General features: G+C 41.3%; 23 protein-coding genes. 11 read left to right on the forward strand and 12 right to left on the reverse strand.

Annotated elements, in window-relative coordinates; translation table 11 throughout:
• Positions 1-140 precede the first annotated feature (140 nt).
• Together QTN47_RS17610 and QTN47_RS17615 are read right to left on the reverse strand one after the other, a co-directional pair.
• A complete protein-coding gene (locus tag QTN47_RS17610; protein ID WP_369330721.1) occupies positions 141-521 on the reverse strand; it encodes a DUF1573 domain-containing protein in 381 nt (126 codons plus the stop codon).
• 20 nt (positions 522-541) lie between these two features.
• Entirely contained in the window at positions 542-976 is a 435-nt protein-coding gene (locus QTN47_RS17615) for a DUF1573 domain-containing protein (RefSeq protein WP_369330722.1), read from the reverse strand.
• A gap of 180 nt (positions 977-1156) precedes the next feature.
• Between QTN47_RS17615 and QTN47_RS17620 the strand changes: the two genes are divergently transcribed.
• Entirely contained in the window at positions 1157-3550 is a 2394-nt protein-coding gene (locus tag QTN47_RS17620; protein WP_369330723.1) for an alpha-ketoacid dehydrogenase subunit alpha/beta, read from the forward strand.
• Positions 3551-3753: 203 nt separating this feature from the next.
• Complete coding sequence (locus QTN47_RS17625; protein ID WP_369330724.1) at positions 3754-4122, forward strand: VOC family protein; 369 nt, start codon at positions 3754-3756, stop codon at positions 4120-4122.
• A 370-nt stretch (positions 4123-4492) separates the two neighbouring features.
• On the opposite strand, the gene cmk is transcribed toward QTN47_RS17625, so the two are convergent.
• On the reverse strand, positions 4493-5197 hold the full coding sequence (gene cmk, locus QTN47_RS17630) for a (d)CMP kinase (RefSeq protein WP_369330725.1): 705 nt from the start codon (positions 5195-5197) through the stop codon (positions 4493-4495).
• A 96-nt stretch (positions 5198-5293) separates the two neighbouring features.
• The gene (gene lolA1 / locus QTN47_RS17635; protein ID WP_369330726.1) at positions 5294-5923 is read right to left on the reverse strand and encodes an outer membrane lipoprotein periplasmic chaperone LolA1; all 630 of its coding nucleotides are present in this window, start codon (positions 5921-5923) and stop codon (positions 5294-5296) included.
• A 224-nt stretch (positions 5924-6147) separates the two neighbouring features.
• Between lolA1 and QTN47_RS17640 the strand changes: the two genes are divergently transcribed.
• From QTN47_RS17640 to QTN47_RS17675, 8 genes are all read left to right on the forward strand, one after another.
• On the forward strand, positions 6148-6972 hold the full coding sequence (locus tag QTN47_RS17640) for an outer membrane protein assembly factor BamD (protein WP_369330727.1): 825 nt from the start codon (positions 6148-6150) through the stop codon (positions 6970-6972).
• Entirely contained in the window at positions 6941-7282 is a 342-nt protein-coding gene (locus QTN47_RS17645) for a DNA-directed RNA polymerase subunit omega (RefSeq protein WP_369330728.1), read from the forward strand. Before QTN47_RS17640 ends, QTN47_RS17645 begins: the two co-directional genes overlap by 32 nt.
• A 513-nt stretch (positions 7283-7795) precedes the next feature.
• Positions 7796-8998 (forward strand): bifunctional phosphopantothenoylcysteine decarboxylase/phosphopantothenate--cysteine ligase CoaBC, encoded by a 1203-nt coding sequence (gene coaBC, locus QTN47_RS17650; RefSeq protein ID WP_369330729.1) that lies wholly within the window; start codon positions 7796-7798, stop codon positions 8996-8998.
• On the forward strand, positions 8985-9908 hold the full coding sequence (porD, locus tag QTN47_RS17655; RefSeq protein ID WP_369330730.1) for a type IX secretion system protein PorD: 924 nt from the start codon (positions 8985-8987) through the stop codon (positions 9906-9908). Before coaBC ends, porD begins: the two co-directional genes overlap by 14 nt.
• Positions 9908-10279, forward strand: a complete 372-nt coding sequence (locus QTN47_RS17660) for a DUF4296 domain-containing protein (RefSeq protein ID WP_369330731.1) — start codon at positions 9908-9910, stop codon at positions 10277-10279. Before porD ends, QTN47_RS17660 begins: the two co-directional genes overlap by 1 nt.
• 230 nt (positions 10280-10509) lie before the next feature.
• Complete coding sequence (locus QTN47_RS17665; RefSeq protein ID WP_369330732.1) at positions 10510-11205, forward strand: CoA transferase subunit A; 696 nt, start codon at positions 10510-10512, stop codon at positions 11203-11205.
• A 374-nt stretch (positions 11206-11579) separates the two neighbouring features.
• Entirely contained in the window at positions 11580-12236 is a 657-nt protein-coding gene (locus QTN47_RS17670) for a CoA transferase subunit B (protein ID WP_369330733.1), read from the forward strand.
• A 403-nt stretch (positions 12237-12639) separates the two neighbouring features.
• Positions 12640-13695 carry a BamA/TamA family outer membrane protein gene (locus tag QTN47_RS17675; RefSeq protein WP_369330734.1) on the forward strand — a complete coding sequence of 352 codons (1056 nt, stop codon included), beginning with the start codon at positions 12640-12642 and terminating at the stop codon, positions 13693-13695.
• Positions 13696-13892: 197 nt separating this feature from the next.
• Here the strand turns inward: QTN47_RS17675 and QTN47_RS17680 are convergent, their stop codons facing one another.
• The 8 genes from QTN47_RS17680 to QTN47_RS17715 all read right to left on the reverse strand — a co-directional run bounded on the left by QTN47_RS17680 (position 13893) and on the right by QTN47_RS17715 (position 24361).
• Positions 13893-14468 carry a hypothetical protein gene (locus QTN47_RS17680; protein ID WP_369330735.1) on the reverse strand — a complete coding sequence of 192 codons (576 nt, stop codon included), beginning with the start codon at positions 14466-14468 and terminating at the stop codon, positions 13893-13895.
• Between the two features lie 4 nt (positions 14469-14472).
• Positions 14473-15759: an LVIVD repeat-containing protein gene (locus QTN47_RS17685; RefSeq protein WP_369330736.1), complete on the reverse strand. Its 1287-nt coding sequence runs from the start codon at positions 15757-15759 to the stop codon at positions 14473-14475.
• A 90-nt stretch (positions 15760-15849) separates the two neighbouring features.
• Positions 15850-17247: a hypothetical protein gene (locus QTN47_RS17690; RefSeq protein ID WP_369330737.1), complete on the reverse strand. Its 1398-nt coding sequence runs from the start codon at positions 17245-17247 to the stop codon at positions 15850-15852.
• The gene (locus tag QTN47_RS17695; protein ID WP_369330738.1) at positions 17231-17794 is read right to left on the reverse strand and encodes an RNA polymerase sigma factor; all 564 of its coding nucleotides are present in this window, start codon (positions 17792-17794) and stop codon (positions 17231-17233) included. Before QTN47_RS17695 ends, QTN47_RS17690 begins: the two co-directional genes overlap by 17 nt.
• A 620-nt stretch (positions 17795-18414) precedes the next feature.
• Entirely contained in the window at positions 18415-21063 is a 2649-nt protein-coding gene (locus QTN47_RS17700) for an outer membrane beta-barrel protein (protein ID WP_369330739.1), read from the reverse strand.
• A gap of 491 nt (positions 21064-21554) precedes the next feature.
• A complete protein-coding gene (locus QTN47_RS17705) occupies positions 21555-22346 on the reverse strand; it encodes a glycerophosphodiester phosphodiesterase family protein (RefSeq protein WP_369330740.1) in 792 nt (263 codons plus the stop codon).
• 261 nt (positions 22347-22607) lie between these two features.
• On the reverse strand, positions 22608-23327 hold the full coding sequence (locus tag QTN47_RS17710) for a LytR/AlgR family response regulator transcription factor (protein ID WP_369330741.1): 720 nt from the start codon (positions 23325-23327) through the stop codon (positions 22608-22610).
• A complete protein-coding gene (locus QTN47_RS17715; protein ID WP_369330742.1) occupies positions 23327-24361 on the reverse strand; it encodes a sensor histidine kinase in 1035 nt (344 codons plus the stop codon). Before QTN47_RS17715 ends, QTN47_RS17710 begins: the two co-directional genes overlap by 1 nt.
• A 156-nt stretch (positions 24362-24517) precedes the next feature.
• Here QTN47_RS17715 and QTN47_RS17720 point away from each other — a divergent pair, with 156 nt between their 5' ends.
• Positions 24518-26005, forward strand: coding sequence for a carboxypeptidase M32 (locus QTN47_RS17720; RefSeq protein WP_369330743.1), 1488 nt, complete (start codon positions 24518-24520; stop codon positions 26003-26005).
• The last annotated feature ends 11 nt before the right edge of the window (positions 26006-26016 follow it).

Below are 26016 nucleotides of genomic sequence, written 5' to 3' on the forward strand. Positions count from 1 at the left end.
TCGTACTTCATCCGGAACTTATAAAGATAAAAGAAACGTTCGCTTGTCGCACCTACCGTACTTCGTACTTAAGGGTGTTGCACAAAAAAGCCACAACGCACCCGGCGTCATGGCTATAAAAATTTAAGATATAAACTCAACTACTTTCCTCCGCCTTCTACAACTTCTCCGTCAATTTCAAGAATTACCGGTTCTGCTATTTTAGCGAATTTTACTGTAACCTTTTTTGTGAAAGGTCCGCCTGCTGCGGCATTGTAAGTTACCTTAATAGTAGATGTCTTGCCTTTTAACACGGCTGCTTTGGAGTATTCAGGTGAAGTACATCCGCATTCCGCTGTGGCTGTTTCAATCATTAAAGGTTTACTACCGTTGTTGGTAAATGTGAAATTGGTTGTAACCGGCTTTCCCTGGGTAATTTTTCCAAAGGAATGCTTGGTTTCAGAAAATTTAACGTCAGATGCCTGCTGAGAAAAGGCATAAGTGCCAATCAATAAGGCAAATAATACCAATAATTTTTTCATATTACGAATGTTTTACCGAATTAGTTTTTTGTTGCCGGTGTGCTTTCGGCAAATGTTTCTCCGTGGAATTTGACTACTTTGCTCAGGCCGTTATTAAAGAAGATAGTGGCTGTTTTAGTGAAAGCTCCTGAAGCTGCTGCATTGAATCCAAGTGTAACCTTAAATGATTCTCCCGGCGCGTAAGGTCCAGCTTTCCATTTAGGAGTGGTGCAACCGCAACCTACCTGCACGTTTTCAATCTTTACGGGGCTGTTGCTTATGTTTTTAAGAGAGATATCGTATTCAACTGGTTTGCCCTGGGGAATTTTGCCAAAATCGTGGTCAAGCTCGCTAAACTCTACAACTTTTGTAGCATCAGCGCTTTGGGTTGTTGCAGATCCCTGGCCTGTTGGTGTTTGCGCGTTAACGAGGCCGGCAACAAGTAATGCACCTAATAAAAAGGTTATCTTTTTCATTCCGTGTTTTTTATTGTACAAAAGTAATGAACTAACAGACTATAAATTGCCGCTAGGACTTTAAAAGTCTGCATGGGTTTAAATTTAGAATAATATTAATGAATTTTGTGCTCATAATAAAAGAAAATAGGCCTGCCGGGAAGCATTTTAGATTATGCAAATAATCAATACATTTGGCGCATGGAAAATCTTGCTGTTCATACAGATGCAAACAATGATATGCTTTCTTATGAAGATTTCCGTACGGAAGTACTGAATGATTATAAGCGGGCCATTGAAAGTCGTGAAGTGAGTCTTTTGGGGAGAAGGGAAGTGCTTACCGGGAAAGCCAAGTTTGGAATTTTTGGCGATGGTAAAGAAGTGGCGCAGGTGGCGATGGCCAAGTTTTTTAAACCGGGAGATTTCAGGTCGGGGTACTACCGCGATCAGACTTTTGCATTTGCATCCGGGCTCGCCCAGGTGCAGGATTTCTTTGCACAATTATATTCTGACCCGAACATCGAAAACGAACCGCTGAGTGCAGGCAGGCAAATGACGGGACATTTTGTGACCCGCAATGTGGATGAACAGGGCAATTTTGTTGACATAGGCCATCAGAAGAATACAGCTTCGGATATGGCGCCGACTGCGGCCCAAATGCCTCGCTCTGTCGGGCTGGCTTTTGCATCCAAGCTGTTCAGAAACTCAGCCGTTTTAAAGCCTTTTACACAATTTTCCACTAACGGCAATGAAGTTTGTTTTTGCACTATCGGTGATGCTTCAACAAGTGAGGGACATTTTTGGGAAACAATAAATGCAGCAGGCGTACTGCAGGTTCCGCTTGCAATATTTGTTTGGGATGATGGTTATGGTATTTCCGTTCCCAAGCAATTACAAACTACCAAAGGATCCATTTCTGCTGCTTTGCAGGGTTTTCAAAAGAAGCCCGATACAAACGGAATCGATATATATAAGGTGAAGGGATGGGATTATGCCGGCATGTGTGAAGTGTTTGAACAGGCTATTCAAAAAATACGGGATACACATATTCCGGCGATATTTCATGTTGATGAGTTGACACAGCCGCAAGGGCATTCCACTTCAGGAAGTCATGAAAGATACAAATCTCCCGAGCGTCTTGAATGGGAGAGGGAATGGGATTGTATCAGGAAAATGCGTGAATGGATCGTTGATAATGAGATTGCGGTTAATTCAGAGCTCATTGAAATTGAAGCTAACGCGAAAAAATATGTGCGCGAATGCAGAAATACCGCATGGAGCAACTATATAACGCCTTTAAAGGAAATGGCAGCCAATGCTATTTCCCTTATCAAAAGCACTCCGGTAAACGATGTTGAATCGCACAATGATCTGCAGAAAATTGCGCACGAATTAGCGGGAAATAAAGAGCCGTTCAGAAGGGATATTTTACGCGCATTATCACTTGCCATTTCTACGGTAAGGCACAGTTCTGCTGCGCAGGAGCTGATTGACCACAAAGCATCATTGCTGGAAGAAAATGCACGTCTGTATAATACCTACTTGTATGATGATGGTCCGAAAAGTGCCTTGCGTGTGCCTGAAGTGAAAGCTGCATTCGGATCAGATGCTCCCTTTATAAACGGTTATGAAGTGCTCAACCGTTATTTTGATCAGTTGTTTAAGGCCAACCCGCTCGTAGTTGCTTTCGGTGAAGATGTAGGAACAATTGGTGATGTGAACCAGGGATTTGCAGGCTTGCAGCAAAAACATGGTGATAACAGGATCTTCGATACAGGTATACGTGAACTTACCATAATGGGGCAGGGGATAGGGCTTGCATTACGCGGCCTTAGGCCAATTGCTGAGATTCAGTATATGGATTATATGGTGTATGGCCTGCAACCACTGACGGATGATGTGGCTTCACTTCATTTCAGAACAGTAGGTCAGCAGAGCTGTCCGCTGATCGTACGTACGCGTGGCCACAGGCTGGAAGGGATCTGGCATAGTGGATCTCCAATGGGGATGTTGATCAACTCGCTCAGGGGAATGCATGTATGTGTGCCTCGCAGCATGGTTCAGGCTGCAGGAATGTACAACACATTATTGCAAAGTAACGATCCGGCGCTGGTGATTGAATGTTTGAATGGTTACCGCCTGAAAGAAAAGCTTCCACAAAACCTTGTTGAGTTTACTGTTCCGCTTGGCATACCGGAAGTCTTAAAAGAAGGTGATGATATCACAATTGTTTCTTACGGATCAGTTTTACGCATTATACAGGACGCTGCCGAAAGGTTAGAAAAACAGGGAATTAACTGCGAAATTATAGACGTACAGACGTTGCTGCCATTCGATATTCATCATTCCATCCTGGAATCTTTGAAGAAAACCAACAGGATTGTTTTTGTTGATGAAGATGTTCCTGGCGGTGCCGCTGCTTACATGTTCAATAAAGTAATGGAAGAACAGAAAGGCTATAAATGGCTGGATGTTGCTCCGCGCACGATAACCGCAAAAGCACACAGACCATCTTATGGCAGTGACGGAGACTACTTCAGCAAACCCAATGCTGAAGAGATATTTGATGTGATTATGGATATGATGAAGGAGTAGTTGTGTCGCGTGGAGATGTAACTTGTTAGAAGGTTTTTTAATGGACAATTGATAATTGAAAATTGAAAATGAGGGTTGGTCTGAAAGGTGAAGCTTGCAAATCGTCAATTAGCAGGCTTTACTTCAAATGCCTCAAGCCTCACACCTTACACCTCAAGCCTCATACCTTACACCTGAAACCTGACACCTCAAATTCACAAACCATGAATATACCTGAAGGATATCAAGCTGTAATGCCTTACCTCATCGTTAATGATGCTCCGGGATTTATTGCATTTCTGAAGAAGGTTTTTGATGGAACGGAAAAAATGCGCGAGCTGCGTGACGATCATAAGATCATGCATGCAGAGGTTGTAATTAACGGATCCGTTATTATGCTTGCCGATGCTACCGAGGCTTATCCTCCAAAAACTTCGGGGATGTTTGTTTACGTGGATGATGTAGATAAAGTATATGAACTTGCACTGAAAGAAGGCTGTCACAGCCTCATGCCCCCGGCTAACAAAGAATACGGTCGCGCCGCCGGTTTCAATGATGTATATGGCAACACCTGGTGGCCCGTAACGCCTTAGGGTTATACGTTGTAAGTTATACGTTGTACGTTTTTGAGACCAGCTGAAAGCCTAAAGCCCAAAGCCTAAAACTAAATGCGGAGAAAGGGGCCTTTTTGTAATCTTTACTTCTTTTTGTGTTCCTTTGCGCCTTAGTGTCTTTGTGGCAGATAAGTTGTACGTTGTAAGTTATACGTTGTACGTTTTTCTCCTTAGAAGTTTTCTTCGTGTTCCTTTGTGACCGTTGTGACTTCGTGGTTCTTAATTTGTGTTTCAAACCTTCGTGCCCCTTTATGTTCGTTGTGCCTTCGTGTTTCAAACCTTGCGCCCTGGCGCATAAAAAAGACGCCGTGTTTCTCAGCGTCGCCCTGTCTCCGTGGTTCAAAAAAAATTATGCTTTGGGATGTATACTTTCGCCTTTCAATCTTTCCTTTACCCATTTATGTGCCACTTTCAGCTGTTCTTCCATTGTCAGGTTGGAATTGTCCAGCACCAGTGCATCGTCTGCTTTTCGCAACGGGCTAATCTCGCGATTGCTGTCCATATAATCACGCATTTCAAGGTTAATGCGTACTTCATCCAGTGTTATATCCGGATTCCTTTCAAAAAGCTCTTTAAATCTTCTCTCAACGCGTACTGCCGGATCTGCAGTCATAAAAATCTTTAATTCTGCATCAGGAAATACAGTCGTGCCGATATCCCTTCCGTCCATAACAATACCTTTCTTTTCGCCCATTTTCTGTTGCTGATCTACTGCAAATTCTCTTACTTCCTTAACGGCGGCAATTGCACTTACATGTTCACTTACCAATAGATCTCTTATCAGTGCTTCCACATTTTCTCCGTTCAGGTATATATCACTTCTGCCGCTTCTTTCATTAAACTCAAACCAAAGCTCAATATTGTGGAGCGCTTTTTTTACTTCGGCCGACTTTTCATGGTTAACGTGATTTCTGAGAAAATACAGTGTAATAGCACGGTACATGGCTCCGCTATCTATAAATACATAATTCAATTCCCTTGCCAGTTGCTTGGCTAGTGTACTTTTTCCGCAGGAAGAAAAACCGTCTATCGTTACTATTATTTTGTGTGCCATACTACAGCAAAATTGCGGCAAATTATTGTGTAATGCAAGCAAAAAAGAAAAGCCATCTCAAAGATGGCTTTTAAATATAAAGTATATTACAAATTATTAGTTGGTAATCACTTCAACACCGGGATGTTTTGCTGCATCAAAAACGAATTTGTTATCGGGTAAAGATGCGTTTGTGTTTATGTTGGACAAAGAGAAATCAATCGTATTGTCACTTTTGTCAAGAATGTGCGCTTTGGTGATCATATTTTTCGATTTATCTACAAATACATTCACCTGTTTGAAATTTTTCTTTGAATCCACCGGTATCATCTGGATTTCGCTAAAGGCACCTGCAGAAGAAACTAATTTGTAAGTAAAATCTTTGTCGTAAAAATTAGAAAGCAATTTTTGCGGGGTTAATGTCTTGTTGTCGTTGTCCACATCACTTACTGTAACCTCACTTTCGCCATTGTAGTTCCAGGTTTTGGTTCCATTGCAAAAAATCTCAGTGCTTCCCTGTTTAATATAATATTGTTGCCCTTTAAATGAAATTAACCCGTTTACAGACCCTTTTTTCACATTTTTCTTGTCCCTGGTCGTGTACGAAAAATTTGCGGTAACTCCTTTCAGCGTTTTTAGCTTAGCACTCACGCCGTCCAGTATTTTTTTTGCATTTGCATCATTTTGCGCTTGTGATATAATTCCCAATCCCAGAAAAACCGTTAACAATAAATAGAATTTTTTCATCTTCTTACTTTTAAAGTTTGCAAATATAAAAAAGAGGATATTGCTTTTTAATTATAAATTAATTGTTCAAACATTTAGAGTTGATCCTCTTTGAGATATTTAAGGCTAAATGTATACCGTATTTGATATTAATCAGTTATTTTTTAAAATTCTTAACTAGCACAATTAGCGGCATAAATTTTCTATTCATAAATTGCCGTCTTTAATGTAATTTTGCCCGCTTTATGAAGTTTTTTGTACATGTGCTTCTTATTGGTGTATTATTATCATCTTGTTCTTCTAAGTTTTCGAAGGTTATGAAGAGCAAGGATAGCGAATACAAACTTAAAATGGCTGAACAGTTTTATGCAAATAAAAAGTACAGCTATGCACAGCAGCTATTTGATGATCTGTTTCCTACGATGAAAGGAAAAGAGGGATATGAGGATGCATTTTATAAATATGCGTATTGTGCTTATTATCAGAAAGATTGGTTAAATGCGGAGAACCTTTTTAAAACGTATATAGAAACGTTCCCCAACAGTCCGAGAGCCGAAGAGTGCGAGTATATGAGGGCATATACCTTCTATAAACAGTCGCCAAAAGTGGATCTGGATCAGACAAACACCACCAAAGCAATAGCATTGATGCAGGCATTTATCACAACGCACCCTACTTCAGAAAGGAGTAAGGAAGCAACGGAGATAATTGCCAAACTCAGGCAAAAGCTGGAACTGAAGGAATTTAAAACGGCCGAATTATATTATAACCTTGGTCATTTTAAAAGCGCGGCAACGTCTTTTGGCACTTTGATAGACAATTATCCTGATTCTGACAAGGGCGACAATTATATGTTATATAAGATAAAATCATCTTACAAATATGCTGAGATGAGCTTTTATGACAAGCAGGAAGAGCGTTTTGAAAAAGTAATTACTGCATGCGGAGAATTTAAAGACCGGTTTCCGGACAGCAAATTACTTGCAGAGGTTGAAGAATTTAAGACACATTCTACACATAATATAAAAAAAATACACAATGAGCAAGCTCAGGCGACAACTCAGCGCTAGTACCACAAATGTGGTGGAAACCAAAAGCCTGATTGATATTAAGGCCCAGACAGGAAACCTGTATGAGTCAATTTCAATCATAGCTAAAAGGGCCAACCAGATAAATGTGGCTATTAAAGAAGAGTTGCATAACAAGCTGGAAGAATTTGCCAGCCATACAGACAGCCTTGAAGAAATTCATGAGAACAAGGAGCAGATCGAGATTTCAAGAGCGTATGAAAAAATGCCTAATCCTGCTATCCTTGCAACCCAGGAATTCATGGAAGGTAAAGTTTATCACCGCAAGAACGACGACGATCTGTTCAGATAAGCAGAGCGGTGCGTTAAATTATATAAGAAGGGTAGTGGAAACGCTGCCCTTTTTAGCTTTTAGCTATTAGCTGTCAGCTATGAGCCTGGAGGAGGTCCAGGTGTCAGGTATCAGGCGTCAGGGATCAGGTAAGAGGTGTTAGGTATTAGGTATGCAGGCTTTTGCCTTCTTCATTGTATGTCATTGTTTGACTGTCGCTTGCAATAAAACCAACCCGGAATATGTCAGCCACTCCAGCCCAACGTACTTCGTAATTCGTACTTCGTCCTTATTTCTTAAACCGGTCCCCAAAATATCAACCACTCCAACTCAACGTAATTCGTACTTCGTACTTGCATCAAGAACTGCTCAAGATAAATCAGCAACTCTGACCTAACGTACTTCGTACCTCGTACTTTGTACTTTTACACCATTTCTGAGAAATAACGTTCTCCCCATTACATCGTACATCGTACACCATACATCGTACATCCGCCTTATCCAACATCAAACATCTTTTCGTAATTTGGCAGCGTGTTAAAAGGAAAAAAAATATTACTAGGTATCACCGGCAGTATTGCCGCCTACAAATCCATCTTGCTTGTAAGATTGCTTATAAAAGCTGGAGCGGAGGTTAAAGTTGTTATTACTCCGGCAGCAAGAGATTTTGTGTCTCCTTTGGTATTGTCAACACTATCCGGCAATAAGGTTCTTGCAGATATTTTCAGCGAAGACAGTTGGGCCAACCATGTAATGCTCGGGCGATGGGCAGATGTGATGGTAATAGCACCTGCAAGCTGCAATTCCATAGCGAAAATGGCCAATGGTCAGTGCGATAACCTGCTGCAGGCGGTTTATCTTTCTGCGACTTGTCCGGTTGTGGTTGCACCTGCTATGGATGAAGATATGTGGCACCATCCATCAACAAAGCAGAATATTGCAAAACTTGTTTCTTTTGGCAACAAGGTAATGGACGTGGAAAAAGGCGAGCTGGCCAGTGGATTAATAGGAGAGGGCCGCATGCCAGAACCGGAACAGATCCTTAGTTATATAGAACATTTTTTTTTCAGGGGCGATGCATTAAAGGGCAAGAAAGTGTTGATCACCGCCGGGCCCACACAGGAATTGATTGATCCGGTGCGTTTCATCAGCAATCATTCTTCTGGCAAAATGGGCTATGCACTGGCCGAAGCATTTTACATGCATGGCGCAGATGTACATGTTGTAACCGGGCCGGTTAATCTCCCTCATTCCAATAATGGTATACGTTTCAGCAAAGTTGTTTCTGCAAATGAAATGTACAATGCTGCCGTAGATGCATTTAAAGATGCTGACATAGCTGTAATGAGCGCCGCAGTAGCAGATTATACTCCGGCTGAAGTTGCAGAGGAAAAGATCAAGAAAAATGACGGAGAGCTTGTTATCCGCTTACTGAAAACAAAAGATATTTTAAAATCCCTGGGGCAACTTAAGAAACCCGGACAGTTGTTGGTGGGGTTTGCTTTGGAAACAAACAATGAGCGGGAAAATGCTTTGCAAAAGTTAAACAGCAAAAATGCTGACTTAATTGTTTTAAATTCATTACGCGATACCAATGCCGGTTTTGGCTATGACACCAATAATGTGACGGTTTTTGATAAAGAAGGGAATGTGTTTGAATCCGGCCTGGTTTCCAAGCAACAAGTTGCCGAGGACATCGTTAATATTATTATTAAAAAGCTGTATGATAAAGCGTAGTTTGTTATTAAGCTGTTTGCTGCTCGCATGCATATCCTTTATTCATGCGCAGGAGCTTGTAACCAAGGTGGTTGTTAACAGCCAGCGCATTGCCAGCTCTGTTGACAAGAAAAGGTTCAATACCTTACAAACCCAGCTTACTACTTTTTTAAACAGCCGTAAATGGACCGGTGACACTTACCAGAACAATGAAAAAATTCAATGCTATTTTTTGCTGAACCTTGAGAGCATTGTTGAAACCGATGTATATAAAGCTTCACTAACAATCCAGGTTGCAAGGCCGGTTTTTAATTCATCTTATCAGTCGCCGCTGATTAACTACCAGGACGGAGATGTAACTTTTAAATACGTGGAGTTTCAGCCGGTAGAGTTTAACGAAAACAGAGTACAGGGAACTGATCCGCAGGCCGCAAATCTTACCGCAATTTTTGCATACTATTCCTACATGATACTTGGCTTTGACTATGACTCTTATTCTCTGAAAGGTGGTGATCAGTATTTTAAAAAAGCACAGAATATTGTTAACAATGCGCCTGAATCAAGGAATATTACGGGATGGAAAGTGTTTGACGGATTACGTAACCGCTACTGGTTAGTGAATAACATGGCCAATCCCAAAAACAATACTTTGCATGATGTGTTTTACAACTATTATCACAAAGGGTTGGATAATATGTACGATAATCCGACTGAATCACGAAATCAGGTAATAGATGCACTTAGCAAGCTGCAGGATTTTAACCAGGATAATCCGAATACGATGATTGTTCAATTTTTCCTCCAGAACCGCTATCAGGAAATGACGGGTATCTTTAAAAACGCAGATCCCCAAAGCAAAGCAAAAGCAGGTGATCTTTTAGCAACACTGGATGTTTCCAATTCTAACAGGTATAAACAGGATCTTAGATAATGGTAAAAAGAGTTAGTGTTTTTTGTATGTTATTGCTGTTCTTTTCCTGTGCTGATAAAGAACGGGTACCGAAAGGAATTATACCGCCTGAACAGATGAAAATGATCGTGTGGGACCTGATGAGGGTAGATGAGCCCGCTTACAAATTAAAGCTTGACAGCAGTATTAATACAATAACCAACAAGCAGATGGTGATGTATAAAACTGTATTCGCCATACATAAAATAAGCAGGGACGAATTTTATAAAAGTTATGCTTATTACGAAGCGCATCCTGATTTGCATAAAGAGATGCTGGATTCTTTACAGACATATGCAAACAGGCAGCAAATGAAACTATATACCCGCGACAGTGCTGCAACTAAAAAATAAAAGTCAAATTGGCTAAGGCCTTTTGACCGTGTCGATTCAGTTGTTAATTCGCGGTTAGTTATAAGTCAAAAATCAAAAGTAAAAATTCAAAAGTTCTGATGTAACTAGCTAATGTTTTTCTTAATCACCAAAGAGAGAATGCATATCACCAGACCGCAATAGGCTTTTTTTGAATTTTGACTTTTTACTTTTGACTTAGGCCTTATGTTGCAAATCTAACGACGAGTCATATGAATAAAATCTACGTTAATGCTGATGAAGCATTACATGATGTTGCTAACGGAGCTACCCTTATGCTTGGCGGTTTTGGCCTTTGTGGTATTCCTGAAAATTGTATTTCCTCTCTTGTTAAAAAGAATGTACAATCGCTCACCTGCATTTCCAACAATGCCGGCGTGGATGACTTTGGCCTCGGCAGGTTGTTGAAATCAAGACAAATAAAAAAAATGATCAGCAGCTATGTGGGTGAGAATGCTGAATTTGAAAAACAGCTTCTTTCCGGTGAGTTAGAGGTTGATCTTGTGCCGCAGGGTACGCTGGCTACGCGTATTCAAATGGCAGCCATGGGTATTCCTGCATTTTATACACCCGCCGGTTTCGGAACCGAAATAGCTGAAGGCAAAGAAACCAGAAGGTTCAATGGAAAGACCTATCTGATGGAATATGCACTGCATGCAGATTTTGCACTTGTAAAAGCGTGGAAAGGTGATACAATGGGCAATCTTGTATTTCGTAAAACGACGCGTAATTTTTCCGTTCCCATGGCTAAGGCCGGAAATATCACCATCGCAGAAGTTGAAGAACTGGTAGAGCCAGGTGTATTAGATCCGGACCAGGTTCACGTTGCCGGCATTTATGTTCATCGCATTTTTAAAGGCGAGCATTATGAAAAACGCATTGAGAAAAAAACGATCAGGATTAATTGATAAGTGACAGTTCCTGCCCGACTTAGATCGTTCAGGCGGGGAAAATTGAAAATGGAGGGAATGGGCGAATGTGCAAATGTGCCGATGTGCAAGTCAAAAGCTTGAGTTAGTGCAACTGTGGTTCCACGCCTTTTGCCTGATACCTGAAATCCTTCTTAGTGCATCGTACACAGTCAGAATCAATTTGAGAATTGATAGTTGAAAATTGAAAATTGAAAATGAGGGATGCTGATTCAAACCTGGCGTTCAATAAAATTCGAGGAAGTTGCAAAGTGTAAACGTGCACACAACCAGGTACTTCGTACTTCGTAAATCGTACTTGAAGCATAATCATCGAGCATCCACATCTAACATCGTACATTAAATAACTTGCTATGTCTCTTGATAAATATGGAATTGCGAAACGTATCGCGCAGGAATTGCGTGATGGAATGTATGTAAACCTTGGCATAGGAATACCAACACTTGTAGCGAATTTTATACCTAAAGGCATGTCCGTTATCCTGCAAAGTGAGAATGGAATGCTGGGCATAGGCCCATACCCTGAAGAAAGTGAGATTGATGCGGATCTCATAAATGCAGGAAAGGAAACGGTAACCGTTATTCCGGGAGGTGCATTCTTTGATAGTGCCGAAAGTTTTGGCATGATCAGGGCGGGGAAGATTGACTTAACTGTTTTGGGTGCAATGGAGGTCAGTGATACCGGAGATATTGCCAACTGGAAAATTCCCGGGAAGATGGTTAAAGGCATGGGCGGTGCAATGGATCTTGTTGCCAGTGCAAGAAACATCATCGTAGCAATGCAGCATACAAACAGCAAGGGAGAAAGTAAATTGTTGCCTGCATGCACATTGCCCTTAACAGGGGTGAAGTGTGTGAAAAAAGTGGTGACAGAGCTGGCTGTGTTTGACATAACGGACGAGGGCTTTCTGCTGAAGGAAAGGGCGCCGGGAGTATCAGTGGATGAAATAAAAAGTAAAACAGCAGGGCGGATTGTTGTTCCTCCCGATGCTCCTGAGATGCAATTATGATTTGTGAACTTTTGAATTGATTGTTTTAATGTTGAATTTTCTGATTTTATGGTCTCTGATGTCTGATTTGTTTATGTGCAGCCGGATAATAAAATTCAGACATCACTTGTGAAAAAGAAAAAAACATGCTCAGTCAATGTGACCCTGGATAATAGCCAGAATGTTCATCGCTTCCAAATCAGAGATCAACAAATCAGACATCAAAAAATCCCACATCTGCGAACAATTTTGAACATTTACTTCGATGTATTGTTTTTGATAAAAAACACAGTTTATCAAGACGGCGAATAAAACCCCGACGAAGCGTATTTCCTTGCAGTTACAGAAAAGGTGCAGTTGGCTGTGCGCATTGCTAATGCTAACTTCTGCAACCCATGGGCAGTTTGGAAATGATTCCATACGAATGGCTGAGAAGAAAGGGTTGCTGCTTCCTTATCCTGTTTTAGGTTATGCGCCTGAAACAAAGTTTCAGTATGGGGTTGGTGCCGTTTATAGTTTCTATATTGATAAGACCTCACCTAAAACACGAAACTCCGCACTGTACTCCTACAATATGTTTACCGCGGAAAGCCAGATCCAGCTTATACTCCAGGGGAGTATATGGACAAAGGATAATGTCTGGCATTTTTTTACAAGTGGTATCTATAGCGATTTTCCCATTTATTTTTACGGTATTGGCGCGCACACCAAAGAAAGTGATGCGGACCTGATAACTGCAAAACGTTTTCGTTTTGTTGCTGGTGCTGAAAGAAAAATTATTGAACATGTATATGCAGGAGCGGGGCTTGGACTGCAATCTGACGATTTTACCGATGCAGCGCCGGGCGGCATATTTGATACCGGCAAATATGTCGGCAAACAAGGCGGTAAACTGGCTTTGCTGGGTTATCAGTTAGTGTATGATGATCGTGACTATGAGAACTACACCACGAAGGGTTATTATTTAAAAGCCGGCGGATGGTCGAATTTTGGGTACAGTGACTGGCATTACACGTTTTTTACTATTGACGGCCGGTGTTTTATTCCTGTCGGAAAAAATCAAACCCTGGGCTTTCAGGCTGTATTCCAGACAACACAGGGGAAGGATATGCCATTTTATTCTCTTTCAAATCTTGGTGGTTCAAGCTATTTGCGTGGCTATTATATGTGGCGGTACAGTGATCAGAATTTGGTAGCAGCCCAGGCCGAATATAGATACCGGCCATGGGGCAGTAAGCGGGACAGAGGATTTGTTTCGGCTTCAAGAATTATCTTCGGTGCCTTTGCAGGAACAGGAACAGTTTTTCCAAATACAGGCTTTTCGTGGAATGATTTATTTCCAAGTTTCGGTGGCGGTGTTCGATATATGTTTGATCCGCTGGCACGGCTCACGCTTCGGCTTGATTATGCCGTCGGAAGCAAGAAAACCGGCGAAGACCGGTCTACCGGTTTTTATGTGTCTTTAAATGAAGCGTTTTAAAAAAATACAGTTACACTGAGTTGCACAAAGAAGACACAGAGGGCACGGAGTTTTTTTTCGCTACAATCATTTTCAATTCTCCATTTTCAATTTTCAATTAATTGACTCTGTGTCTTCTCCTCGCTTTCTCCGTGTAACAAACTCCGCTCAGATCTCAAATGTAAAAAAACGTATCACGTATAACTTACAACTTACAACTAAAACTCAAATCCCACCCGTAACGAAATTCGCCTGTAATCATACGTATAACGGTCTTCGTATTGTTGTTGTGCGTCGGTATAGTAATTCGTCCTTTCCGTATAATTAAAGCGCTTGTAGCAATAACCAAGCATTAGATTCATTGCGTGCCCGTCATTCAACTTTACTTTGTAACCAATACCTGCCTCTGCATAAGGCCCGACTTTCAGTTTGTGCCAGGTGTCATCTGAGTTGTAATATTTTTCCGGTATTACGCCATTGTTCCATGGTATTGAAACACCCAGACTGGCAAATGCAAACGGCGAACTTTTATTGTTATGCAAAGCATATCTGAACTGAGCAAATACAGGGATGGTCCTAAATCCGTAAGGATCCAGCGCAACACCAACACCTGTGAAATAGTTTTTAAAACTAATTCCCTGCACTATTTGGGAATTCACTTTGGTATATGCCTTGCCAATCAGCATTCCCACTTCATACATGCCACTGTATTGCACTTTACCGGTTTTATTATCCTGGCAATTACCTTTAAGACTGCTCGCCGTCAAAAGCAACAATAGAAAATAGTAACGCATACAACTAGTTTTTGCGCAAGGTTATTTTGCTGATGATATGAGTATTATTGATGTCCGAATAGTCGCACTGATACAGTCCATCGCTTCCGGCTACAATGGCAATGTTGTTGAATGAAATAACATCAACGGCATCTGGGATTTCTACCCTTTTGATCAGTTTGATATTCTTAACATCAGACGCATCAAACACTCTCAGTCCATCTATACCGTCACATATAAACAAGTAATTTCCGTCTTTGCTTAATCCTTTAGGATTGGTAAGGTCATATGATTTTATCTCAACCGGCTGGGTAAGATCTTTTATATCGAGTACGTGCAGCTGATTCATATTGCCGCCACAGGTACTACCTGCATACAGTGTTACAAAAGCATATTTATCGTCTGCTATTACCGGGTCGCAGGAGGTTACATGCCCGAACGATCCTAGCTTTGAAGGTGATGCAGGATTGCTTGCATCATAGATCTGCATCCCGTTAGATGCGCCGATAAAAAGCTTGTTCTTATACGGAAAAATTGTTTCGATGGAATTGCCGAGATCAACTGTCTTCATCCATTTCGGATCAGGGCTTTCGCGAACATCTATTACATTTAGCTTAGAGAAAGTCACTGCGTAGAGATAATCGTTCATCAATGCAAATCTTGACATGGAACCAGCCATTCCTTTTGAAGGAGAGGACGAAGAAGCGTTTGGCGCAAGTGCATAGAAAAATACATCATTGACCGAATAATAGATCGGCGCATAGTAGCTGCCGTCCTTCCAGATACCATTGTTTTCGGATACGGTAATGTCGATTGTTGTGTCTGTTGTCACCCAGTCCGTTATAATGGTGTTACCTGTTACCTGGTAACCCATCACCCACTGCCTGTCCGGGAAAATATTGGGTATAACATTTTTAAGCTTGACATTGTTGGGGTCGCTGATGTCGATGGCCATAAGGTCGGTAAAACAATCGGCATACAAAATATTTTCTTTCACAGATATATCACCGTTACCGGGTATGTGAATGAATGCTTTGTTAACCGGTGCAGAGGGATTTGTATTGTCAATGATATGAACGCCTCTTCCTGCTTCGTTCAGGAAGATATAATTGCCCATTACAAACAGTTTGCCCGGGTGAGCGACGTCTTCTGCTGCATCGCTTTTTATAGACGCCCGCACCTGTTCCGAAGTAGAGAACACCGGCGTGAACTTTTTAGTCTTTTTAAATCCGCTGTCTTTTACGCAGGACGTAAAGCTGATGCCGGCAAACAATAGTATTGCCAGCCATAGTATGATAGCTATATGTTTCATGAGTGGTGGTGTTGATAGTATGTGTTTCTACTGCCACTATTCTTTCCCGGGATGCTGAAGAATAGCTTTAGCAAAAAAATATAAAGCGCGTTAGTGCCGTTTTTTTAGTTGTAAGGGAAGGGTTGAATAAAATGACCAGTTTTGCCAGATAAGTTTTGGCATACTAGCCTGGTCAGTTAGTTTAGTTATACTTCTTTGATACCGCAATCCGAATGATATATCAGACGGTAGTTTTACCGCCGCGCCAACATTCACGTTGAAAATATGTTTGTTCAAGAGCGAATCGTTATAATACAGTTTATTAAGTTTTGTATCAGGTAAAATCCAGTTGGAGGCAAACATCCACGCATAAGATCCACCGGCCTGTATGTTGAATTTTGTTTTACTGCCGGGGTTCACTGTAAATATCATGAATGCCGGCAGTTCCAGCCAGTGTGCCGTATTTGTAATAGTATTTGTAGTGCCTGCGTTGTACAATAAAGCTCCTCCTGTTAATGAATAGTATTGTGATGAGTACATGTATGAGCCAGCCTTCTGCTTGTTACTTAGGAACCGGTATTGTAAGCCTCCTGCAATTTCAACGCCCCTTGCAAGTTCGCGTGTGTACTGTATTCCGGCCAACACGTGGTAACCGCCATTTGCCACTGTTATATAGCTGGCAGAATCCGGACGCGGTAGCGAAACGCCACCGTTGCTGCTCCCGTTGCCTGGGCTATTGTAATTATTATCCAACATGTTTTGTCCCGAACTAAAAATACCCAGGCTGGACTCTTTTACAGACATAGGGCCGCCTCCGGCCACAAAGCTCCATTGTTGTTTTTTGCGGCTGGGAGTTTTGATCTTAATATCAGCCACATGATTATTCAGGCTGGTGGTTGTTTTTTTTGAATTTTCGAGATAAGAGCTGTCTATCGATGCTGATCCTGTTTGAAGAGCAGACCAATAGTCGTCCGGTTTTTTGGGGCGTTCACCATCCCGAATGAAAACAGTATCATTGATATCAGCTCGTGGCTCGCTCCCGGTAAACCTGGGGAGGTGCTCCTTACTTGCTGTTTGATTGCCTTTATACCCGAAATTGTTCTTGTATAAAGTTGTAGCTGTTTGTTTTGTTGTGATCTCCGGGTTGATGTTCTGTCTGTCTTTCTTATCAGATACTTCACCCGTCAGGGTTTTCGATGATTGATTCGTTTTCTCGTCAGAAGGATTCTGTTGTTTTTTCTCCTGCAGGTCCTTTTTTGTAATGATGTTTGTCGACGGTTGTTGATTATCTGCTTTCTGCGTGGTTTTTTCATTTGTCGAAAAATAGATCACTCCCAAAAATGCAATCAACAATGCCGCCACGCCGGGTAGAAGCCACCACCAGGCTACGAAACGCCTGCGCTTTTTGCTGTCAAGTGCAGCGTCAATCTCCTGCCATACCAGGGGTGATGGATCAAGATTGAAATCCTGCATTTGTTGCTGAATATTTTTTTCAAATCCTCCCTGCATAATTTTTCTTTTCAGATTGATCAGCAATTTTTTTTAAAGCGTCGATTAATAAGGATCTGGCTCTGCTGTATTGACTTCTTATCGTATTTTCTTTTGAGTTGAGCAGTTTGGCTACCTCTATGTGGTTGTAGCCTTCTATTGCTACCAGGTTGAACACTGTTTGGTAAATAACCGGCAGTTCGCGTACCAGTTCAACCAACTGCTTTGTATCTACATGTATTTCAGGTGTTTCATCACTTACCGGATGCATCGGGATGTCTTCAATCTGTAGTTCTCTTTTATACCGGTTGTGCTTGTTTAAATAGCTGATGCTCGTGTTTATCATTATGCGCCTGATCCAGCCGCCCAGTTCTCCGTCGTTCCTGTATTGATGCAGTTTAGTGAAAACCTTGATAAATGCTTCCTGCAGGATATCTTCAGCGTCGGCAATATTTTTTGTATAGCGGTAGCAGATCCCCAGCATTGCCGGGGAATACCGTGAATACAATAAATGTTGCGCACTCCTGTTGCCCTTAAGACATTCTTTTATTAGTTCTGTTTCCTGCATGCAGCTCTTGTACAGTTAGTATGACCGCAATTGTTGCCTGATCATTGCAATAATTGTAAAAAAAACTAAAAATATTTATATCGACCGGAATATGGAAGACGACGGCGGTATTTGACCGGGATTTTGGGGGATTGGTAGGATTTGCGGGATTTACCAAAATCCTGTTTAATTTGACCGGGATTTAAAGGATTAAGAGATTTACGGGATTTATCAAAACCTTGTTCAAGAAATCCCGGCCCAAAATCTCAGCAAAACAAAAGGCCCTCCAAAAGGAAGGCCCGCATTCAGGATTTTACTCCTGCTCATGAAACTTTTGCTTAGTCTCTTTAATCTGTATTTGTGCCCGCAAAGACATTTTGCATTAATCCAGTAAATCCCTCCAATCCGCAAAATCCCGGTGTAGAAATTCTCGGTCAAGAGAAGGGCCCTCCAAATGAAGGGCCCGTAGTCAGGATGTTACTCCTGCTTATGAAACTATTGCTTATATCTTTTAATGCGTTTGTAAGCCAGCAAATGCTTACTGTGTAATCCCATAAATCCTGCCAATCCAAAAAATCCGGGTCAAGAAATCCTAATCAAATCCCGGTCAAGAAATCATCCGTATTCCAAATCCCGGTCCCCTATTGCATTCCCTGGGTTGCACCTTGCATGCCTTCACCCTGGCTTTTGTTGTTCTGGCGCTTGAATATTGAAGCATCCATTTTGCCGAAGCGGTAGGTAAAGTTTAGTTTGAACATATGCGGGTTGGTCAGACGGTAGTAATCCTGCACAAAGCCATCCCCGTAAGAAACCTGGTCAGATCTTCTTGTTCCGAAAATATCACTCGCACTCAATGTGATCGTCGCTGCATTATTCTTCAGGAAACTTTTTTTAATTGCTGCATCCATGCCCCAGAACGGCTTGATATAACCTTGTGAAGATGCCTGTGCCTGTGACATTGGTGGTCCGAAACCTTGTTGGTTATTCACCGGTAAGTTTGTTTTTGACTGGTAATCAGCAGACAACTGGATGCTGAAATTTTTAGGCAACTTGAAGTTGTTATTGAATTTGCCGAACCAGCTCCACAATGCATCCTGTGAGGTTCCGCTGATGTTATCAGTATTTATTTTTGAGTTGTATACGTTAACGTTGGCCGTAACATCCCACCACTTTGTAAGATAATTGATAGATGTGATCTCTGCACCTGTTGAATAGCTTGAGTTGGCGTTTACATAGGTGTTGATCTTATCTTCCTGACCTGTTACGGGGTTTGTACTTGTTTGCAGATAACGTGTGATCAGGTTATCAGTGTGTTTGTAATATACTGAAGCGAGAATATTATTGTTGCCCTTAAATGTTTTGCTATAAGATGCTTCAATAGAGTTAGTGAATTCCGGAACAAGGTTTGGATTACCCTGTGTAATATTCAGGCTGTCTGTATAATCTGTATAAGGAATTAACTGGAAGAAATTCGGTCTGTTGATCCTTCTTGTATAGCTCATTTGTAACTCCTGGTTCTTCTTTAACTTCTGGCTTAAAAACACAGAAGGGAAGAGGCTGATAGGATATTTGTTATTGAATTTCTGATTCAGGTTTGTGAGCTCGCCGTTGTAGTTGGAGCTTTCTGCTCTTAAGCCAAGTTTATAACCAAAGTCTTTAATAGAACTTGTTACAGATACATAAGCAGCATACACATTATCACTGTTTTTGTAGTTGCTTGCTGCTGCTGGTATTTTTATAAAGTCGCTTGCACCGGCATACTGCATGTAAGTATTGTTGTTGCTGGTTGTATTGCGTAACTGCGCACGTAAGCCTGTTTCTATTTTTGAATTGCCTTTAAACGGCCTTACATAATCTGTCTGAATAGTAAGGAAGCTGTTGGTACCATCGCTTAACACCTTCTGGTATTGAGTGCCTGTGATAGCGCCATTTGCTGGTGCATCATAATAGTTGGTTGTGTACATCGCGTTTCCGTCGTTCTTACCGGAAAAGAAGTTAGCATCAGCAGTCAATTCTTCACCTTCTTTTTTGAAGTTGTGTTTAAAGCCTGCCTGTAAGCCGTTTGCATTAAATGTTCTTTGGCTGTTCGACAGACGTTGACTATAGGAGCTTATTTTGCTGTTATTGAACAGGCTATCTGTTCTTACGTCGATTGTTTCACCCGGTTTGAATTCACCGTGTACTTTCATCGCAGAAAGAGACAACGTCGTTCTGTTCGTCATGAAATAATCAGCACCAAGGCGTCCAAAAACAAACGCACCATTTGTTTTATTATAATTGTCCTGTGCAATATTGGTAATAGTATCACCTTCATTTAATCTTCTTGTTGTACCGTTTGTGCGGTTCTTCATCTGGTTGGCCATTACGGCTGCAGATAAATTAAACTTGCCTTGTCTCAGATTAAAATTACCACCACCGTTCACAGCGCCACGCTTGTCAACACCGGCCATAATATTTCCGTTATAACCGGTCTTCTTATTTTTCTTGAGAACGATATTCAGTATGCCGGCGTTACCACCAGATGCATCATATTTTGCAGAAGGGTTGGTGATCACTTCCACGCTTTCTATTGCATCAGCAGGAATCTGATCCAGTGTTAACGTTGTAGGTCTGCCGTCAATATATATCTGGGGTGCAGCATTGCGCAATTTCACGTTGCCGTCAATATCAACCTGAACGGACGGAACGTTGCGCATTACATCTAATGCCGTACCTCCCGCACTAACGATATTCTTTTCTACATTAAATACTTTTTTGTCGATATCGAGCTTCATCATTGGCTTGGATGAAGTAACGGTTACGCCTTGAAGTTGTGTAATGTCCTGTTCCATTTTAATATCGCCAAGATCCTTATCAAAAGAAGGCATAGCACCCATCGGCGGCATGCCATTGCCCGGTTTTGCGTTTGCAGGAGGAGCTCCGGATCCTCCGCCACCGCCAGGCGCAAAAGAAACAGGCTGTTGATGGACCTTAAATCCGACAGCAGAAATTTTTAACGTCAGACTACCAAACACAGGCAGGTCCTCCATGCTGAATTCACCATTTGATTTGGTTGTAATGCCCTTAACCAGGACTTCTTTTTTCTTTTTAGACACAGTGTCTAGAGTAGTCTTCATTAAAAGGACAGATGCTTCTGCTACCGGTTTGCCACTGCTGTCCACAATTTTGCCGTAAATGTGACCAACATTGGCGTTGGCCATTGCAGAATTTCCCTTCTTTGCCGCAGGCGCCTGCGCAAATATTTGCGCCGATAAAACAACCAATAAAGAAAGGAGTAAAAACTTTTTCATGCTTTGATATTTTTTTCGCTGTAGTTAGCATATCAAAAGTATTTTGGAAAAAGCTGCGCGTGGAGTAATTGCGACAATTGTAAAAAAGTTCGCGACAAAGTTTAGCGTGCGGAAATCATGAATTTTTGAGGCAATTGACAATTGATAGTTGACAATTGACAATGAATGTGCAGAATGTGCGGATGAGCGGATGTGTAGATGTATGAATGGTAAATGTGCAAATGGGTAAATGTGCAAATGGGTAAATGTGCAAATGGGTAAATGTGCAAATGGGTAAATGTGCAAATTGGTAAATGTGCGAATGTGCAAATGAGTGAATGTGCAAATTATCAATCTGCAGATTTCCGGATAAAAGCTATTTTTTAAAAATCGATCAAAACGATTCTATTCATTCTGATTTCAATGCTCAATAATAACCTGATTGCCCATCATTTGCACATTCGCACATTCACGCATTCGCACATTATCAATTGTCAATTTGCAACTGTCAATTATATTTTTACTTTCTCCAGCAGCATCTCAGGTTCATTCGTTGTTATGTAGTTGAATTGCTGGTTGATAAGTGAGTCCATCACTTCTGGTTTATCAACGGTCCATGCGTTAAGGTTTACTTTGTTGGCTTTAGCTTGATCAATCCATGCCGGATTTTTTTGGAAAACTGAAAAATGATAGTCGATGCCAAACAAGTTATCCTTTTTTATCTGCTCTGGTGCTATATCTCCGTTCAGGTATGCGACTTGCGCTTTTTTGTCAAGCGCTCTAACTTTTTTGCAGACATCATAGTCAAAGCTGATGTACATGGCCCATGGCTGCGCTTTTAACTGGTGAACGAGTGCGACTACTTTTTCAGTGGCTTTTAATGCGCGTTCTTTGGAAATCTTTGATGGCTTGATCTCAAGTACCAGGCGCGTAGTATGCTGTTGCATGCCCGCTGTAAGGTATTGCAACAAAGTGGGGATGGTTTCACCATTAGATAATTTACTTTCTGCTAATTCAGCATAAGTTGATGTTTCGATAGGCTTACCAAAGAAATCCGGATCGTGATTAATTACCAGTGAGTCATCGGCGGTAAGGTGAATGTCAAATTCAGAACCGGCGCACCCAAGTCTTATAGCTTCCTGCAAAGATGCGATGGAGTTTTGAGGTAATGCTTTTGTTTTCCACGCACCTCTGTGCGCAACAACAATATTGTCCGCAAATTTACCTTTTGTCTTTTTGTTTGTTTGTGCAGATGTGTGCATCATAGTCGATAATAAAACGGCAATAGCAACAATTTTTTTCATGACAAATAAGATTGGTTGTAATAAGGGCTTGAAGATAAGAAGCTTTTAGCTATAAGCTATCAGCTATTAGCTATTGGGTATCAGGTATCAGGTGTCAGGTATGAGGTGTGAGGTGTGAGGTTCGAGGCATGAGTGTCAGTTGTATTTGCGTAGATGGATAAACAAGATAGCCATAAAAAAAATGCAGGTGTTGGCTTCAAATCAGCGATCATAAAATCAGAGATCAGACATATTAAATTTCAAATTTCAAATTCCACATCCTCACATCCCTGTCTTCCCCGTTATCATCAACACGGCTTCCTTATAGTTGTCTCCAACAGGTATTTCAATATCGCCGATGAAAATGCTGTTCTTGCGTATTGCTGTTACGTAATCTTTAGAGACGATATAAGATTTTTGCACACGGATAAAACTGGTTGCAGGCAATTGTTCTTCAATGGACTTCATGCTCATTCTTGCAACAACTGGTCGTGTAGAACTTTTGAGGTGGATTTTTATATAGTCCTTCAATCCTTCAATCCACATAATGTCAGCAAATACAACCTTCAGCATGCTGTAGTCAACGTTAATAAAGAAGTATGAAGGAGAGGTGCTGCCACTTTCCTGATCTTTTGCCTTTGTACGCAGTTGATGCAACTCAAGCGCTTTGTTGCAAGCTTTCAAAAAGCGTTCTAACGCTACAGGTTTAACAAGGTAATCAACCACATCAAGACTATAACCTTCCAGCGCATATTTTTCATACGCTGTTATCAGTATAAACATGGGTTTTACAGTAAGGCTCTGAATAAATTGCAGGCCCGTTAAGCCGGGCATTTGTATGTCAAGAAAAATGAGATCCACCGGATTAGATTGAAGTATCTTCATTGCTTCTATCGGATTGCTGCATGAGGCAACAAGTTCAAGGTATGGAACCTTGCTGATGTTGTCAACGAGCAGTTCGAGTGCAAGCTCCTCATCATCTATGGCTATACATTTCAGCATTAGTGCAGGTTAATTTGAAGTGAGACGGCAAACCATCCTTCATTCTTTTGGATGTTAATCGAATGATCATTGCCATAAAGTAAATTTAAGCGTCTTTTTACATTTGCGAGGCCAATGCCGGATGTTTTGTCTTTAACCTCTTCCTTGTTCTCATTAAACTTGTTCTTCACGGAAAATATCAACGAGCCATTTACTGCTTGCAGTTTAATATCAATGCAGGCGTCTTCAATCAGTCCCGTTCCATGTTTAAATGCATTCTCCACAAAAGGAATCAGTAGCATAGGCTCAATAAAGTAGCTTTTATCTACCTCAGACATATCTGTGTGTATGGCCACTTTTTTGCCAAATCGTTGTTGTTGCAGATCTATATAGCTCTGGAGATATTCAATTTCTTTGTCGAGCGCCACTTTATCCTCATCTGTCTCGTATAACATATAACGCATTAAAGAAGATAATTTTATCAGTGAAGGCTCCAGTTGTTCAGAATGCTTTCGGGAAAGTGCCACCATATTGTTCAGTACATTGAACATGAAATGGGGGCTCACCTGTGACCGCAAAAAAACAAGTTCTGTTTTAAGGTTTTCATTCTCCTTTTCCTGTGCCAGCTTGTCTGCGTTAATTCGATCCTTTATTACCTCATAGGCCGTGCTACATGCAACCATAAAGATGTAGGGAAAAATATTGAGTAAAGCGTTTCTGAAAATGTATTCCTTGTGGAAAACGAAAATATCAAAGCATAAATAATCCAGTAATAATACAAGTGCCAGCAAAACAATATGAGTAATGAAGTACTTCCAAAATTTTTTAAGGTAAATCAGGCGTGGCACCAACAGGAAAGCGTTGATATAAAATATGGCCATCCAAACCACAATGTGGGAAAAGTATAAATAGGTAAACCCTTCATCGTGTTTTTCGGACGCATGCTTTTCATTGTCATATGGCTTTAACAGGTACGGCAGGGAAAACAGAATTACCCAAAACAAAAGATGAAATAAGACCTGTACCCATTTCTTGTTGTACCACTGTAATTTCATAACGGCAAAGTAAACTACTATCCATGAGTTTAAAGTGCCGGCCGAAAATTATTGCGACGTAAGAATAAATAACTGATACAAAAAAAGCCGGTTTTCACCCGTTCCATATCTTCGGCTTTTATAAAAAGGCAATTATTAAAAATAAATTAAGCTAAAATGAACGCAAACGGCGAATACCTCGTTTATAAAGAGAAAATGCAAAATATTGCGGACGTAAAATATGCGGCCGCGGTATTGCAATGGGATCAGGAGACTTATCTGCCGCCGAAAGGAGCAGCAGGAAGGGCACGTCAACTCGCTACACTTAGTGAAACTGCGCATGTGATGAGTACGGATGAAAGCCTGGGCGCGCTGTTGAATAGTCTTGCCGGAGCCGGGGGCTTGTCCGCCATCCAAAAGAAAAATGTAGCCCTTACGCTTGAAGAGTACAACAAGCAGAAGAAATTTACACCGGCATTTGTCCGTGAAATGTCGGAAGCTGTTTCAGCAGCGTTTTACGCCTGGATCGATGCGCGAAAGCAGAATGATTTTAAAGTATTTCAGCCAAAGCTGGAGAGAATAGTTGCTTTAAAAAGGCAGGAGACGGGGATACTTGGTTATGAAGGCCATTGCTACAACAGTCTGCTGAATGAATATGAAAAAGGTGCCACGGTGCAGATGCTGGATGAGGTTTTTGATAAAATAGCCACTCCGTTGAAAGACCTTATGGTCCAAACACAACGGACGACCCCTGACGACGGATTTTTACATCTTTTTTATGATCGCAGGCAGCAATGGGAATGGGGTATGTATCTTGTTAAAGAGCTGGGATTTGACCTCGAGGCGGGAAGACAGGATATTTCGGAACATCCGTTTACTACGAATTTTTCAGCAAAAGATGTACGCATAACCACCCGCATTGATGAACACGATTTTGCCAACATGACCTGGAGTTGTATTCATGAAACAGGACATGCGCTGTATGAACAGGGCTTGCCAGATGAAGAATATGGTTTGCCGTCAGGAGAATTCGCCTCTTTAGGCATTCATGAATCCCAAAGCCGTTTATGGGAAAACTGTGTGGGCCGCAGTAAAACGTTCTGGAAACATTACCTGCCGAAACTACAACAGTATTTTCCTGAGCAATTGAGTCCAATATCGCTTGATCAATTCTTTAAAGCTATCAACAAAGTAAGCCCTTCACTTATCAGAACTGAAGCTGACGAGATTAGCTACCATTTTCACGTACGTATTCGATACACTATTGAAAAGGAATTATTAGAAAACACATTAAAGGTTGGTGACATACCCGGGCGATGGAATGATTTGTACAAGCAGGACCTGGATATTACAGTGCCTGATGACAAACAGGGCTGCCTGCAGGATGTACATTGGAGCCATGGCAGTTTCGGCTATTTTCCAACTTATAGTTTGGGCAGTTTTTATGCAGCTCAATTTTATAACAAAGCGGAGAAGGATATTCCCAATCTGGAAGAACTGATTGCCGGCGGCAATACTGCACCGTTATTAGACTGGCTGAGGCAGAACATCCACAAGCATGGCAAAACATTTAATAGTGAGGAATTGTGCGAGCTTGTTACCGGAAAAAAACTGGATACCGGGGAGTTTATGGCATATGTGAAAAAAAAGCATGCATTGGTGTAAAAAGAATTGAG

Origin of the sequence: Danxiaibacter flavus, assembly GCF_041060425.1 — a bacterium.
Taxonomy (GTDB): Bacteria; Bacteroidota; Bacteroidia; order Chitinophagales; family Chitinophagaceae; genus Danxiaibacter; species Danxiaibacter flavus.